Annotated in this window: 10 protein-coding genes; 7 read left to right on the top strand and 3 right to left on the bottom strand. The window is 71.7% G+C overall.

All coding sequences use genetic code 11. The features are described 5' to 3' along the window. Positions 1–24: 24 nt before the first annotated feature. The 4 genes from OHB13_RS03950 to meaB all read left to right on the top strand — a co-directional run bounded on the left by OHB13_RS03950 (position 25) and on the right by meaB (position 9002). Positions 25–3732: a S8 family serine peptidase gene (locus OHB13_RS03950; RefSeq protein WP_328375670.1), complete on the top strand. Its 3708-nt coding sequence runs from the start codon at positions 25–27 to the stop codon at positions 3730–3732. A 164-nt stretch (positions 3733–3896) separates the two neighbouring features. Then, positions 3897–5801 carry a methylmalonyl-CoA mutase family protein gene (locus OHB13_RS03945; RefSeq protein ID WP_328375668.1) on the top strand — a complete coding sequence of 635 codons (1905 nt, stop codon included), beginning with the start codon at positions 3897–3899 and terminating at the stop codon, positions 5799–5801. Continuing rightward, positions 5801–8005 (top strand): methylmalonyl-CoA mutase, encoded by a 2205-nt coding sequence (gene scpA / locus OHB13_RS03940; RefSeq protein ID WP_266859279.1) that lies wholly within the window; start codon positions 5801–5803, stop codon positions 8003–8005. The genes OHB13_RS03945 and scpA overlap by 1 nt, the downstream gene beginning before the upstream one ends. A gap of 1 nt (position 8006) precedes the next feature. Beyond that, positions 8007–9002: a methylmalonyl Co-A mutase-associated GTPase MeaB gene (meaB, locus tag OHB13_RS03935; protein WP_266859281.1), complete on the top strand. Its 996-nt coding sequence runs from the start codon at positions 8007–8009 to the stop codon at positions 9000–9002. A 62-nt stretch (positions 9003–9064) separates the two neighbouring features. On the opposite strand, the gene OHB13_RS03930 is transcribed toward meaB, so the two are convergent. Further along, the gene (locus OHB13_RS03930) at positions 9065–10462 is read right to left on the bottom strand and encodes a hypothetical protein (protein ID WP_328375664.1); all 1398 of its coding nucleotides are present in this window, start codon (positions 10460–10462) and stop codon (positions 9065–9067) included. Between the two features lie 195 nt (positions 10463–10657). Between OHB13_RS03930 and OHB13_RS03925 the strand changes: the two genes are divergently transcribed. From OHB13_RS03925 to OHB13_RS03915, 3 genes are read left to right on the top strand one after another with little or no spacing between them, the layout of a single operon-like run. Next, the gene (locus tag OHB13_RS03925; protein WP_328375662.1) at positions 10658–11947 is read left to right on the top strand and encodes a molybdopterin-dependent oxidoreductase; all 1290 of its coding nucleotides are present in this window, start codon (positions 10658–10660) and stop codon (positions 11945–11947) included. Then, a complete protein-coding gene (locus OHB13_RS03920; protein WP_328375660.1) occupies positions 11947–12432 on the top strand; it encodes a hypothetical protein in 486 nt (161 codons plus the stop codon). The genes OHB13_RS03925 and OHB13_RS03920 overlap by 1 nt, the downstream gene beginning before the upstream one ends. A gap of 9 nt (positions 12433–12441) precedes the next feature. Beyond that, positions 12442–13515 carry a slipin family protein gene (locus OHB13_RS03915; protein ID WP_328375658.1) on the top strand — a complete coding sequence of 358 codons (1074 nt, stop codon included), beginning with the start codon at positions 12442–12444 and terminating at the stop codon, positions 13513–13515. Positions 13516–13661: 146 nt separating this feature from the next. Here OHB13_RS03915 and OHB13_RS03910 read toward each other — a convergent pair whose 3' ends face one another. Together OHB13_RS03910 and OHB13_RS03905 are read right to left on the bottom strand one after the other, a co-directional pair. Continuing rightward, positions 13662–14537: an undecaprenyl-diphosphate phosphatase gene (locus OHB13_RS03910; RefSeq protein WP_266859288.1), complete on the bottom strand. Its 876-nt coding sequence runs from the start codon at positions 14535–14537 to the stop codon at positions 13662–13664. Between the two features lie 124 nt (positions 14538–14661). Next, complete coding sequence (locus OHB13_RS03905) at positions 14662–15366, bottom strand: TVP38/TMEM64 family protein (RefSeq protein WP_328375652.1); 705 nt, start codon at positions 15364–15366, stop codon at positions 14662–14664. Between the last annotated feature and the right edge of the window lie 71 nt (positions 15367–15437).

Here is a 15437-nt window from a genome sequence, read left to right as displayed (position 1 = left end):
CGGGCCCCCGGAGAGAGGGGCACCATGACCAGAGCACCTGCGTGGCGAAGAGCCAGATGGATCTCCGCCGGACTCGCGCTCGCACTGCTCCCGGCAGGCCAGGCGCTCGCGGTGGCAGGAGCGGGCAAGACCCACGCGCCGTCCCGCACCGCGCCGCCGTCCGCCACCGCCCACGCGACACACACCGTCACACTGATCACCGGTGACCGGGTGACCGTCACCGACCTCGGTGGCGGCCGCAGCACGGTCTCCGTCGAGCGCCCGAAGGGCGCGACCGGAGCCGTCCGCAGCCAGACGTCCAACGGCCGGGTCACCGTGCTGCCCGACGAGGCGCTGCCCTACCTCCGCTCGGGCGTCCTCGACAAGCGGCTCTTCGACGTCACCGGCCTCATCGAGCAGGGCATCGGCACGGCCAAGACCGGCGGGCTGCCGCTGATCGTCACGTACGGCAAGGGCGTCCGCAGCGCCGCACCGACTGGTGCCACGACCGTCCGGGCCCTGCCGAGCGTCGGCGGCGCCGCGGTACGGGCCGCGACATCCGGCACCTTCTGGAAGTCGCTCACCGACTCCCGTACCCGGCAGGCCGGTTCGTTCGCCGACGGGATCGGGAAGGTCTGGCTCGACGGCAAGGTCAAGGCCGACATGGCCGAGAGCAACGCGCAGATAGGCACCCCGGCCGCCTGGCAGGCCGGACTCACCGGCAAGGGCGTCAAGGTCGCCGTTCTGGACACCGGTGTCGACGCCGACCACCCCGACCTCAAGGGCCGGATCAGCGCGTCCAAGTCCTTCATCGCCGGGGAGGAGACCACCGACCGCAACGGCCACGGCACCCACACGACGTCGACCGTGGGCGGCAGCGGAGCCGCGTCCGACGGCAAGGAGAAGGGCGTCGCCCCGGACGCCGACCTGGCCGTCGGCAAGGTGCTCTCCGACGCGGGCTCCGGCACCGACTCCGAGATCATCGCGGGCATGGAGTGGGCCGCCAAGGACATCCACGCCAAGATCATCAGCATGAGCCTGGGCTCCCAGGAGGCCAGCGACGGCACCGACCCCATGGCGGCGGCGGTCAACACCCTCTCCAAGGACACCGGCGCCCTGTTCGTGGTCGCCGCGGGCAACTCCGGCGCCCCCGGCTCCATCGGCTCGCCCGGCGCAGCCGACTCGGCGCTCACCATCGGCGCGGTGGACTCCGCCGACCAGCCCGCGTACTTCACCAGCCAGGGCCCGCGCCTCGGCGACAACGCGCTCAAGCCCGACCTGTCCGCCCCCGGCGTGGACATCCTCGCCGCCCGCTCGCAGTACGCCGAGGGCACCGGCCCGTACCAGACCATGAGCGGGACGTCGATGGCCACCCCGCACGTGGCCGGCGTCGCGGCGCTGCTCGCCCAGAAGCACCCCGACTGGACCGGACAGCAGCTCAAGGACGCGCTGATGTCGACGTCGAAGACGCTGCCCGACCCGGTGTACACGCTGGGCGCCGGCCGGGTCGACGTCCCCGCGGCCACCACCGCGAGCATCACCGCCACCGGCAGCGCCGACCTCGGCTTCTACTCCTGGCCGTACGAGGACGACAAGCCGGTCACCCGCACGCTGACCTACGCCAACTCCTCCGACACGCCGGTGACTCTGGCGCTCGCCGCCGACGGAGCAGCCGACGGCGTCGTCAAGCTCGCCGACGCGAGCCTGACCGTGCCCGCGCACTCCACCGCACAGACCACCGTCACCGGGGACGGCGCCAACGCGCCCGTCGGCAACACCTCGGGGCAGATCACCGCGAGCACCGGCGGCAAGATCGTCGCGCACACCGCCTTCGGCCTGGTCAAGGAGGAGGAGCGGTACTCCCTCACCGTCCATGTGAAGGACCGGGACGGCGCGCCGACCGCCGCGAACCTCGCCGTACAGGAACTGGCCGAGGGGACCGACCCGGAGAACGCGACCGTCGGTGAATCCGGCACCATCACCCTGCGGCTGAAGCCCGGCACCTACTCGGTGGCGTCCTTCCTCGACGTACAGGGCGCCAAGGGCAAGGACTCGCTCGGCCTCGGCTTCCTCACCGACCCGCAGATCGTCGTCGACCGCAACCGTGAGATCACCCTCGACGGACGCCAGTTGCACCAGATCACGGCACAGGTGCCCCGGCGCACCGAGACCCGGCAGCTGCTGATGGAGTTCGACCGCAAGGCGAACGGCGCCGACTTCGGCGGAGCCGTACAGGTGCCGCTCACGTACGACAGCATCTTCGCCGCGCCCACCAAGAAGGTCACCGACGGCACCTTCGAGTACCGCACCGTCTGGCGCCTCGCCAAGCCCCTGCTCGAAGCGGTCGCGGACGGCAAGCGGATCGGTGACACCGTCGTACAGGCCGGCTCCACCGTCCTCGAAGGCAGCCACCGGGTCGGCGTCGCCGACCTCGGGACCGGCACCGCTGCCGAGTACCAGGGCAAGAACGTACGCGGCAAGGCCGTCCTGGTCCGCGCCACGCCCGATGTCACCCCGCAGCAGCTCACCGCCGCCGCACAGCAGGCCGGAGCGGTCTCGCTCTTCGTCACCGACGACACGCCGGGGCGGCTGGCCGCCTGGTTCGGCGCGGACGACGGCTCGGACACGCCTCTCCAGGTGGCGTCCGTGAACGCGGCCGACGGCGCCCTGCTGGCCGCCACCGCACGCCGCCACGGCACGGTGGAACTCACCGGCACCCGCTACACGCCGTATGTCTACGACCTCTCCGACGGCCACCCCGGGGCGGTCCCGAAGGACCTGGCGTACAAGCCGGGCAAGAAGGATCTCGCCACCCTGGACACCGAGTTCTACGCCGCCAAGCCCGTCGACGGCGGTGAGTTCCGCTACTCGCTCACCGGTACCTTCCCGGTCGGCTTCGGTTTCCTGGAGCGCACGCACTACCCGGCCGAGCGCACCGACTACGTCAGCACCGGCGCGGGCCAGACCTGGGAGCAGTCCGTCACCGCGGGCCCGACCTCGCTGGAGGAGCGCAGCGGCCTGGTCGCCTACAAGGGCGGCAGCCACACCGGACTCGACTGGTTCAAGCCCGTGCTGCACCCGTGGCTCGGCACCGGACTCGGCTGGGGTCAGCAGCGCACCGGCAACGACCTCCAGTTCAACACCCCGGGCTGGGGCGATTCCGGCCCCGACCACACCGGATTCGGCGACGTCTGGAACGACGACTCCATGACCCAGACCACCGATGTGTACGCGAACGGGGTCCAGGTCGACCACAGGACCGGCTCGGGCGCCTACGCCTGGGACGCCGACCCGGCCGAGACCACGTACAAGGTGGTCACCGACACCACGCGTGACCCGGCCACCTGGGTGCTGTCCACCAAGGGCCACTCGGAGTGGACCTTCAAGTCGGCCGAGACCCCGGCGGACCACGCCACCTATCTGCCGCTGCTCAACCTGGGCTTCGGCCTCGACACCGACTCCGCCGGTGACGTCCGCGCCGGGCGCACCCTGCCCGTCTCCATCAGCGCCGAGTACGTCAAGGGCGCCCCGGACACCGGGACGATCAAGTCGGGGGCGCTGGAGGTCTCCTACGACGACGGCAAGACCTGGACCTCCGTCGGGCTCAGCACCGCTCACGGCGAATCCGCCGTCTGGAAGGGCTCACTGCGGGTGCCCAAGGACGCCGGGTACATCTCGCTGCGCGCCTCCGCCAGCGACGACCGGGGCGGCTCGGTGAAGCAGGAGATCATCCGCGCGGTGGGGGTGAAGTAGCGGAAACAGTGCATCTCCGGACCTCTGAGGCCTTTCGGCTGGATCGGTCCGGATCAGGAGCCCGGTACGGCGCAGGCCGTACCGGGCTCCGCACGGACCAGAGAGTCCAAGGTCACAGTGGTTCTCCCAACTGCGCACCTGGCCCCCTCGCCTAGCATCTGAGCATGACGGTCCTGCCCGACAACGGGTTCCCCCTGGCCGCCGGATTCCCGCATGCGACCCATGAGCAGTGGCAGCGCCTTGTGGAAGGTGTGCTGCGCAAATCGGGTAAGGATGTCCCGGGTACGGCGGCGGAAGAAGCGCTCTGCACCGCACTGGATGACGGTCTGGTGGTCCAGCCGCTCTACACCGCGCCGGACGGCGGCGGGGGTGAGCAGTCCGGGGCCACCGCGCCGGCCGGGCTCCCGGGGTTCGCCCCGTTCACCCGCGGCAGCACCCCGGCCGGCCGTGTGGCCGGTGGCTGGGACGTACGCCAGCGGCACAGCCGGCCCGATGCCTCGCGCACCAACGCGGCCGTGCTCGCGGACCTGGAGAACGGCGTCTCCTCCGTATGGCTCACCGTGGGCGATGCGGGAGTTCCCGTGGCCGGTATCGGCGCGGCTCTCGAAGGCGTCCATCTCGACCTGGCGCCGGTCGTCCTCGAAGCGGGCGCCGAATTCGACGGCGCCGCAAGGGAATTGCTCCGGCTCTTCGACGAGCGGGGCGTCGCCCCCGAAGCGGCCCTCGGCTCCCTCGGCGCGGACCCGCTCGGCCATGCGGCCCGCACCGGTGCGCACGACGCCGTGGCCGGGCACACCGCGCAGGCCGTCGCGCTGGCCGAGCTGTGCCACCAGCGGTATCCGCAGGTGCGGGCGCTCGTCGTGGACGCACTGCCGTACCACTCGGCGGGCGGCTCGGCGGCCCAGGAACTGGGCTGCTCGCTCGCCACCGCGGTGGCGTACCTCCGCGGGCTCACCGCGGCCGGACTCGACGTCGCAGCGGCCTGCGGACAGCTGGAATTCCGCTACGCGGCCACCGCCGACCAGTTCCTGACGATCGCGAAGCTGCGCGCCGCCCGCCGCCTCTGGGCCCGGGTGGCCGAGGCGAGCGGCGCCCCGGCGGCCGGGGCGCAGCACCAGCACGCGGTGACATCCCCGGTGATGATGGCGCGGCGCGACCCATGGGTGAACATGCTGCGGACGACGGTCGCCTGTCTGGCGGCCGGTACGGGCGGCGCGGACGCAGTGACCGTGCTGCCCTTCGACCACACGCTGGGCCTGCCGGACGACTTCGCCCGCCGCATCGCCCGCAACACGTCGACGATCCTGGTCGAGGAGTCCCATCTGGCCCGGGTCATCGACCCCGCGGGCGGCTCCTGGTACGTGGAGCGGCTCACCGACGAACTGGCGCAGGCGGCCTGGGAGTGGTTCCAGGAGATCGAACGTGCCGGGGGCCAGGAGCAGGCCCTGCGGTCCGGGCTGATCGCCGGACGGCTGGCGGCCACCTGGGAGCGGCGCAGCGAGAAGCTGGCCGCACGGAGCGAACCGGTCACCGGCGTCAGCGAGTTCCCGCAGCTGGTCGAGCGCGCCGTCGTCAGGGACCCCGCGCCCGCCGCTCCCGGCGGCGGCCTTCCGGTGGTCCACCGCGACGACGCCTTCGAAGCGCTGCGGGCCCGTTCGGACGCCCATCTGGCCGCGACCGGCGCCCGCCCACGGGTGTTCCTGGCCACACTCGGCCCCGCGGCCGCGCACACCGCGCGGGCCGGCTTCGCCGCCAACCTCTTCCAGGCGGGCGGCATCGAACCGGTCAACGGCCCGGTGCCGGGCGCCCCCGACACGGCCGCCGCGGCGTTCGCCGACGCGGGCACCACCCTGGCCTGCATCTGTTCCAGCGACACCATCTACGCCGAACAGGCAGCGGACACCGCTGCCGCGCTGAAGGCCGCCGGGGCGCGGCAGGTGTTCCTCGCCGGCCGCCCAGGAGACCGGCGCGACGCGTATCTGGCCTCCGGGGTTGACGAGTTCGTCTTCGCCGGAGGAGACGTGGTGGCCGTGCTGACCTCCGTCCTCGACCGTATGGGAGTGGCGTAATGCAGATCCCGGACTTCACCGAGATCGAACTGGGGCCTGGCGGTGCCTCCGCCACGCCCACCGACGAGCAGTGGCGGGCGGCCGTGAAGGAGTCCACCGGCCACAGCGTCGACGAGCTGGTCTGGCAGACCCCCGAGGGCATCCCCGTCAAACCCCTCTACACCGGCCAGGACACCGAGGGGCTCGACTTCCTCGGCACCTACCCGGGCATCGCGCCGTACCTCCGCGGCCCCTACCCGACGATGTACGTCAATCAGCCCTGGACGATCCGTCAGTACGCCGGATTCTCCACCGCCGAGGAGTCGAACGCCTTCTACCGCCGCAACTTGGCGGCGGGTCAGAAGGGCCTCTCGGTCGCCTTCGACCTGCCGACGCACCGCGGGTACGACAGCGACCACCCGCGGGTCACCGGCGACGTCGGCATGGCGGGCGTCGCGATCGACTCGATCTACGACATGCGGCAGCTCTTCGACGGCATCCCGCTGGACAAGATGTCGGTGTCCATGACGATGAACGGAGCGGTACTGCCCGTACTGGCGCTGTACATCGTCGCCGCCGAGGAGCAGGGCGTACCGCCGGAGAAGCTGGCCGGGACCATCCAGAACGACATCCTCAAGGAGTTCATGGTCCGCAACACCTACATCTATCCGCCGAAGCCCTCCATGCGGATCATCTCCGACATCTTCTCCTACACCTCACAGAAGATGCCGCGCTACAACTCGATCTCCATCTCCGGCTACCACATCCAGGAAGCGGGCGCGACAGCCGATCTGGAGCTCGCCTACACGCTGGCCGACGGCGTGGAGTACCTGCGGGCCGGTATCGCCGCCGGGATGGACGTCGACGCCTTCGCACCGAGGCTCTCCTTCTTCTGGGCGATCGGCATGAACTTCTTCATGGAGATCGCGAAGCTGCGCGCGGCCCGGCTGCTCTGGGCCAGGCTGGTCAAGGAGTTCGACCCGAAGAACGCCAAGTCCCTGTCGCTGCGCACCCATTCGCAGACCTCCGGCTGGTCGCTCACCGCGCAGGACGTCTTCAACAACGTGACCCGCACCTGTGTCGAGGCGATGGCCGCCACCCAGGGCCACACCCAGTCGCTGCACACCAACGCACTCGACGAGGCGCTGGCCCTGCCGACCGACTTCTCCGCACGGATCGCCCGCAACACCCAGCTGCTGCTCCAGCAGGAGTCGGGCACCTGCCGGGTCATCGACCCGTGGGGCGGCAGCGCGTACGTCGAGAAGCTCACGCACGACCTGGCGCAACGCGCCTGGCAGCACATCGAGGAGGTCGAGGCGGCCGGCGGCATGGCGCAGGCCATCGACGCGGGCATCCCCAAGCTCCGGGTGGAGGAGGCGGCAGCCCGCACCCAGGCGCGTATCGACTCCGGACGTCAGCCCGTCGTCGGTGTCAACAAGTACCGGGTGGAGACCGACGAGGAGATCGACGTACTCAAGGTCGACAACTCCTCGGTGCGCACCCAGCAGGTCGCCAAGCTGAAGCGGCTGCGCGAGGAGCGCGACGAAGCGGCCTGCCAGGACGCCCTGCGGGCGCTGACCGATGCCGCAGGCCGCGACCCCGGGCCCGGACTTGACGGCAATCTGCTGGCGCTCGCGGTCGACGCGGCGCGGGCGATGGCCACCGTCGGTGAGATCTCCGACGCCCTGGAGAAGGTCTACGGGCGGCACGCGGGACAGATCCGTACGATCTCCGGTGTGTACCGGACCGAGGCAGGGGAGTCGCCCTCCGTGGAGCGGACGCGCCGTCTGGTGGACTCCTTCGAGGAGGCAGAGGGGCGCCGTCCGCGCATCCTCGTCGCCAAAATGGGCCAGGACGGCCACGACCGCGGCCAGAAGGTGATCGCCACCGCCTTCGCCGACCTGGGCTTCGACGTGGACGTCGGCCCGCTCTTCCAGACGCCGGGCGAGGTGGCACGGCAGGCGGTCGAAGCGGACGTGCACATCGTCGGGGTCTCCTCGCTCGCCGCGGGACACCTCACGCTCGTCCCCGCGCTGCGGGAGGAGCTGGCAGCGGAGGGCCGGGAGGACATCATGATCGTCGTCGGCGGGGTCATCCCGCCCGCGGACATCCCGGCCCTGCACGAGGCCGGCGCCGCCGCGGTCTTCCCGCCGGGCACCGTGATCCCGGACGCGGCGTACGACCTGGTGGTCCGGCTCGCCTCCGCACTCGGACACGAGCTCTGACATGGCGCCGCACATCGATCCGGACCGTTATGCCCAGGGCGTCATCGACGGGTCACGGGCCACTGTCGCGCGGGCCATCACGCTGGTGGAGTCCTCCCGGGCGGACCACCGGGCCCTCGCCCAGCAGTTGCTGACCGCGCTGCTGCCGCACGCCGGGAAAGCACGCCGGATCGGGATCAGCGGGGTGCCCGGCGTCGGGAAGTCCACCTTCATCGACGCCTTCGGCACCCTGCTCACGGGCCTGGGCCACCGGGTGGCGGTGCTCGCCGTCGACCCCTCGTCCAGCAGGACCGGCGGCTCCATTCTGGGCGACAAGACCCGGATGGAGCGGCTGGCCGTGGATCCGGCGGCCTTCGTCAGGCCCTCACCGACCGCCGGCACCCTCGGTGGGGTGGCCCGCGCCACCCGGGAGGCCATGGTGGTGGTGGAGGCGGCCGGCTACGACGTCGTCCTGGTGGAGACCGTCGGGGTCGGCCAGTCCGAGACCGCCGTGTCGGACATGGTGGACTCCTTCCTGCTGCTCACCCTGGCCCGCACCGGCGACCAGCTGCAGGGCATCAAGAAGGGTGTGCTGGAGCTGGCCGACGTCATCGCCGTCAACAAGGCGGACGGCCCGCACGAACGCGACGCGCGCTCGGCCGCCCGCGAACTCGCGGGCGCGCTGCGGCTGATGCACCCGGCCGACGCCGCGTGGACCCCGCCGGTGCTCAGCTGCAGCGCCCGGGAGTCCCTCGGTCTCGACACCGTGTGGGAGCGGCTCGAACAGCACCGCAAGGTCCTGGACGCGTCCGGCCGGCTGGCCGCCAAACGGCGTGACCAGCAGGTCGACTGGGCCTGGACGATGGTGCGCGACGGGCTGCTCAAGGAACTGCACGACCACCCGGACGTCAAGCGGCTCGCCCCGCTGCTCGAACAGGAGCTGCGCGGCGGCACCTTGACGCCGACGCTCGCCGCCGAGCGGATCCTCGGCGCGTTCCGGGGGGCGTCACCGGGCTGAGACGGCTGACATGCTGTTGCTCAGCGCCTGTTGCTCAGCACCTGTTGCTCAGCACCTGCGGTTCACCAGGTGGTGAGCAGCAGGTGGTTGACGAGCAGGGCGAGGAGCGCCTGCAGCGTCAGCCAGCGGCGCCGGTCCGCGGCCGGGAGCAGGGCCGCCGCGGGCAGCATCCAGAGCGCGAAGGGAATCCAGATGCGCTCCGTCTCCGCCTTGCTCATGCCCGACAGATCAGCGATGAGCAGTGCGAGCAGAACGGCCAGGGCGAGCATCCCGAGCCGGTCGGCGGCGCCGTCCCGCGCCCCGCGCCAGCGGCGGACCGCACCCGGGAGCGAGGCCCCCGCGCGCCGCAGTCCGGCCACCGAGGCCGGCCCGGTGATGACCACGGTGCAGGCGAGGTTGCCCCAGACCCAGTAACTCTGCGGCCGGTCCCCTCCCACGCCCTGGTAGTAGCGCTGCACCAACAGGCCGTACGCCTCCCACCAGTTGAAGCCCGCGAGCGTGAACGCGAGGGCGACGAGAGCCACTCCGGCCAGCGCGGGAGCCAGCGGGCGGGCGTTGCGGGCGAGGAGGAGGACCACGACGGCCGGCACCGCGAAGAGGGTCAGCCCGTACGAGATGTAGAGGGTCCAGCCGAAGAGCAGTCCCGCCGCCAGCGCGACGAGTGCGGGGGCGCGGACCGTACGGGTGGCCGCCAGGGCGAGCAGGGCGACCGCCCAGGCGGCGACCGCCGCGAAGTAGCCGTCCGCCGACGTCCCGATCCAGACCGCGGCCGGTGCCAGGACGAGGAAGGGCGCCGCCCGGCGCGCGGTCCGCTCGGAGGTCAGCGCGCGCAGCGCCACCAGCACGGCGACCGCCGCCGACGCGCCGACCGTGATGCACCAGACGCCGGCCCAGCCACCGCCGCCCAGCCCGATCCGGTCCAGCCAGACGAAGGTCAGCGTGGCACCCGGCGGATGCCCCGCCACATGCGCGGGCCAGTTGTGCGGGTGCCCGATCAGGATGTGCTGGTTGAAGGTACGCAGCGTCGGACCGATGTGCGCGAACCGGTCGATGACACTGAGGTACTCGTTCCTGTTCACGAGCCGGTTCGCGACGCCCCGCTGCCAGCCGTCCACCAGGGCCAGCGACCAGATCCAGGCCAGCGACGTGCCGTACGCCACCAGGGTCAGCGTCCGCCAGGACAGCCGGGCGGCGAGCACAGGACCGTGGACGATCACCCCGGCCGCGACGGCGAGCGCCGCAGGAGTGCCGGGACCCGCATGCGGGAGCCAGTCGGCCAGCAGCGGCGGCCACGCCACGTGCAGGGTGCCGTCGGCGTTCTGGATGACGGTGCCGACGACGGCGGCCACAGCAACGAGCAGTGCTCCGGCGATCGCGGCGATGACGTCGGGACGCCGTCCCCGGCGCGCCGGGGACACGGGCTCGGTGGACTTCTCAGCGAGGGGGGCGGGGGCTGTCACAGGCCCACGCTAGGCCGCCGGGCTGCGGGAAACACCGAGGCGAAGCCGTCCGTCACCGAACCGTCAGATCTCCTCGCGGGGGCCGCCCGACGTCAGAGTTTCGTCATCGGTTCCGGGCCCCGCAAGGCCGGTGCACCGGCTTAACGTCGTGGCGCGGCCGTGGACGACCACCGCCGGAACCGTCCGGGAAGTGCTATGCGCGCCAAGCCGAATGCCCCGCAGATCCTCTCGCCCGCCGCCCCCGAATTCTGGCGCAGTCCGCTGCGCGGGCCATGGCTGACGGCGCTGCTCGGCGTCGTCCTGCTGGCCGGGATCACCGTCCTGGTCGTGACGGGCCTGCTGTCCTACGCCGCCTACAACCCGGATCTCGCCGCCGTCAACGACAAGACCCCGGACAAGGGGCTGCTCGGCCTCTACCTCTTCGCATGGCCCACCCACCCGCACTGGCTCTACCGGCTCACCCAGGGCGTGCATGTGACGCTCGGCGTCGTGCTCGTCCCGGTGCTGCTCGCCAAGCTCTGGTCCGTCGTCCCGAAGCTCTTCGCGCTGCCGCCCGCCCGGTCGGTGGCCCACGCACTGGAGCGGATCTCGCTGCTCCTGCTGGTCGGCGGGGTGCTCTTCGAGTTCGCCACCGGCCTGCTCAACGTCCAGCTCGACTACCTCTTTCCCGGGTCGTTCTACAGGCTGCACTTCTACGGCGCCTGGGTGTTCACCGCCGCCTTCGCCGCGCATGTGGCTCTCCGCCTCCCCATGGCGGTGCGGGTGCTGCGTGAGAGGGGGCTGCGGGCGCCGCTGCGGGAGCCCGTGGTCCGGCAGCAGGAGCCCCCCGACAACTCCGGCCTGGTCACGCCACGCCCAGCGGCGATGACGCTCTCCCGGCGCGGTCTCCTGGGGCTGGCCGGCGGCGGATCGCTCCTGCTGTTCGCGGTCACGGCGGGCCAGAGCATCGGCGGACCGCTGCGCCGGGTCGCGCTGCTCGCCCCGCACGGCGGCGGGGAACCCGGGCGCGGCCCGAACGGTTTCCAGATCAACAAGACCGCGGCTCTGGCCGGCATCAGGTCCCGGGACACCGGCGACGGCTGGCGGCTGGAGGTGCGGGGCCCCCGGGGATCGGTGCGTCTGACGCGTGAGGAGCTGCTGCGCCTGCCGCAGCACGGCGCGCACCTTCCCATCGCCTGCGTGGAGGGCTGGTCGACACCGAACCAGGGCTGGCACGGCGTACGGCTCCGGGATCTGGCCGCCCTGGTCGGCGCGGGGGACCGGCCACCGGGGGTGCTCGTACGGTCCCTCCAGCGGCACGGTTCCTTCCGGGTGGCCGCGCTGCGGGACAACCAGGTGCGCGACCCGGGATCGCTGCTGGCGCTGCGCGTCAACGGCGCCGATCTCTCGCCCGACCACGGTTACCCGGCACGGATCATCGTCCCGGCGGCTCCGGGCGTGCTCAACACCAAATGGGTGGCCTCGCTGACCTTCGGGGAGTTGTGATGCGGCGGTTCGAGCGCCGGTACGGGACAGGTCCGCTGCAGCTCACCGTGCTGCTGGTCTCCTTCGCGGTGGCGGGATACGCGGGGGTGCGGCTGCTGGCGGGCGACTGGTCCGGGATCGTCGTATGGTTCGCCGGCGCGGCCCTGGTGCAGGATCTGGTGCTGATTCCGCTCTACTCACTGGCCGACCGGGCCCTGCGGGCGCTGCCCGGCGTGGTCCGCGGAGGGTGGACCAACACGCTCAGAGTGCCGGCGGCGCTGTCCGGACTGCTGCTGCTCGTCTGGTTCCCGCTGATCCTCGGCCCGCCGGAACGCTACGGGCGGGCCACGGGGCTGCCCGGCGGAGTGTTCCTGACCCGGTGGCTGCTGATCACGGCGGCGCTCTTCGCGCTCTCGGCCGGCTGGAGAGCGGCCAGGGCGCTGCGCCGATCGCCGATTACGGCATTTGGGGCATATCGTGGGAAGCGTAAGCGACTCGGGCAATAGGGGGTCGTAATGGTGGCAGTACTTCTGACCGCGATAGTGGTGATCCTCTGTTGCGCCGCTGTGTACGGAATCTCCGCGGCGCGCGTGATCAAGCAGTACGAGCGTGGTGTGGTCTTCCGGTTCGGTCGGCTGCGTGAGGCGGAACGGCTGCCGGGATTCACCACGGTGATCCCGGGCGTCGACCGGCTGCACAAGGTGAATCTGCAGATCGTGACGATGCCGGTCCCGGCCCAGGAGGGCATCACGCGGGACAACGTGACCGTACGGGTCGACGCGGTCGTCTACTTCAAGGTGGTCAACGCGGCCGACGCGGTCATCGCTGTCGAGGACTACCGGTTCGCGGTCTCGCAGATGGCGCAGACCTCGCTGCGTTCGATCATCGGTAAGAGCGATCTGGACGATCTGCTGTCGAACCGCGAGAAGCTGAACCAGGGCCTGGAGCTGATGATCGACAGTCCGGCCATCGGCTGGGGTGTGCAGATCGATCGGGTGGAGATCAAGGACGTGTCGCTGCCCGAGACGATGAAGCGGTCGATGGCACGGCAGGCCGAGGCGGCCCGTGAACGGCGTGCCCGGGTCATCAACGCCGATGCCGAGCTCCAGGCGTCGAAGAAGCTGGCCCAGGCCGCCGAAGTGATGTCCGAACACCCGGCAGCCCTCCAGCTCCGCCTGCTGCAGACGGTGGCCGAGGTCGCGTCCGAGAAGAACTCCACGCTGGTCCTGCCGTTCCCGGTGGAACTGCTCCGGTTCCTGGAGCGGGCACAGCGTTACCCGCAGATGCCGGGGGCAGAGCCCGAAGCGGAGACCGGCACGGCGAAGTCCGGTACCTCCGCGACCGAGGCGGTGGAGGCCGCCGTACCCGGGCTCTCCGCCGAAGAGGTCGAGGCGGCGAAGCTGGACCTGACCACACTCGGGATCCCGCTGCCGGGGCTGGAGGCGCTGGAGCGGTCCCGGCCGGCGGAACCCGGTCCGTCCGGGGAAGCGGAGGCGGAGCCCGACCTGCCCGTACCGGAGGACGAACCGCCGGTACGGGAGGACGAGCCGCCCCTCGGTCCGGACGAGGGGTCCGGAACCGGCAAGTGAACCAGTCGGTGAACCGGCAGCAAGCGAACCGGCAGTGCGTGAACCGGCGGGTGAACCGGTAAGTGACGGCGCCCGCCGGTTCAGTACGGTGCGGTGCGGTGATCCGGTCCTAACACGCCCTGCTCCGCCGCCCGTTCCCCGCCCCCTCAGCCCCCGGCCGGACCCGCGTCCGGGCTGAGCACCCCCGTACCGACCAGGACGAACAGGGCGACACCCAGCAGGATCCGGTAGACCACGAACGGCATGAAGCTCCTCGACGAGATGAACCTCATGAACCACGCGATGACCGCGTACCCCACGGCGAACGCCACGACCGTCGCCAGCAGCGTCGGCCCCCACGGCGTCCCGCCGCTCCCGGCCGCGTCCTTGAGTTCGAAGGCCCCGGAGGCGAGGACCGCGGGGATCGCCAGCAGGAACGAGTACCGGGCGGCCGCCTCACGGGTGTAGCCCATGAGCAGACCGCCGCTGATCGTGGCGCCCGAGCGGGAGACGCCCGGGACCAGCGCGAGCGCCTGGCAGAGCCCGTAGACCAGCCCGTCCCGGACGGTCAGCTCCTCAAGCGACCTGCGCTCCCTGCCCGCCCTGTGCCTGCCGCCGCTCTCGTCGCGGGCAGCCAGCCGGTCGGCCGCGCCCAGCACCAGGCCCATCCCGATCAGGGTGCAGGCGATGACCCGCAGGTCCCGGAAGGACGTGTCGATCTGGTCTTTGAGCAGGATCCCCAGCACACCGATCGGGATGGTCCCGACGATGACGAGCCAGCCCATCCGGGCGTCGTGGTCCGCGCGCAGCGAGCGGTCGGTGAGCGAGCGGAACCACGCCGAGACGATCCTGGCGATGTCCTTGCGGAAGTAGATGATGACCGCGGCCTCGGTGCCTATCTGCGTGATCGCCGTGAAAGCCGCACCCGCGTCGGGCCAGCCCGCGAAGGCCGAGGCCAGCCGCAGATGGGCGCTGGAGGACACGGGCAGAAACTCGGTCAGCCCCTGCACGAATCCGAGGACGAACGATTCGAACCAAGACATGGGTGGGGGCCGTCCAAAGGATCAAGGGGCTGATGCGCAAGGAACGTAACCGCCGAAGGTGTACGGTCGGCGACCCTCTCGCGTACGGACGGCCAACGGCCCCCGCCACGGCCCCCGGACGGGGTCAGTGGCCGCGCAGCCGGTGCCGCTTGCGCCAGGCGATCCACGCGGCGCCCGCCCCGGACACCACGATGAAGCCCATCGAGACCAGGAACGCCGGGGAGGTGGGCGAGGACGCCCGGCTGCCCGCCACCACGTACGCCGCCGTGTTCGGGACCGACCCGAGCCCGGTGGCCACCAGGAACGGCAGCCACCCCATCCGCGACACCGCCGCGCAGTAGTTGGCGGCGGCGAACGGCACCCCGGGGAAGAGCCGCAGCGCGAGCATCGAACGGAAGCCGTGCCGGCTCAACTGCCCGTCGGCCGCCGTCAGCCAGCGCCCGCGCAGCAACGACCGCAGCGCGCTCTGGCCGAGCAGCCGGCCGAGGCCGAAGGACACGCCGGCCCCCAGCACCGTCCCGGCGACGGCCGCGCCGAGCCCGGCCTGGCTGCCGAAGAGGGCGCCCGCCGCGAGATTCAGCAGCGGCCTGGGTACGAAGGCGGCCGTGCAGGCGCCGTACGCGACGGAGAACAGCACGATGGCCGAGATCCCGCTGAGTTGTGGCGGCCAGCCCGCCGCGAGGAGCCGCTGCGGCTGGAAGAGGAGCATCAGGGTCGCCGCGGCCACCAGCAGCACCACGAGCAGGGAGAGCCGGGACCACGGCGAGGCAAGTGCCCTGACGCAGCGCACGGTCAGTCCGGCGGCGGGTCGGGCAGCGGGCTCCAGCATCCCGGGAGACTAACCGACACCCGGGTGTGATCGTCGTAATGGCTCCAGGCTTCCGGCGGCGCGGGGCGCTC

Source organism: Streptomyces sp. NBC_00440 (genome assembly GCF_036014215.1).
Lineage (GTDB): Bacteria > Actinomycetota > Actinomycetes > Streptomycetales > Streptomycetaceae > Streptomyces.
Note: the sequence above shows the minus strand (reverse complement) of the source record. Positions and strands in the feature narration are given on the sequence as shown.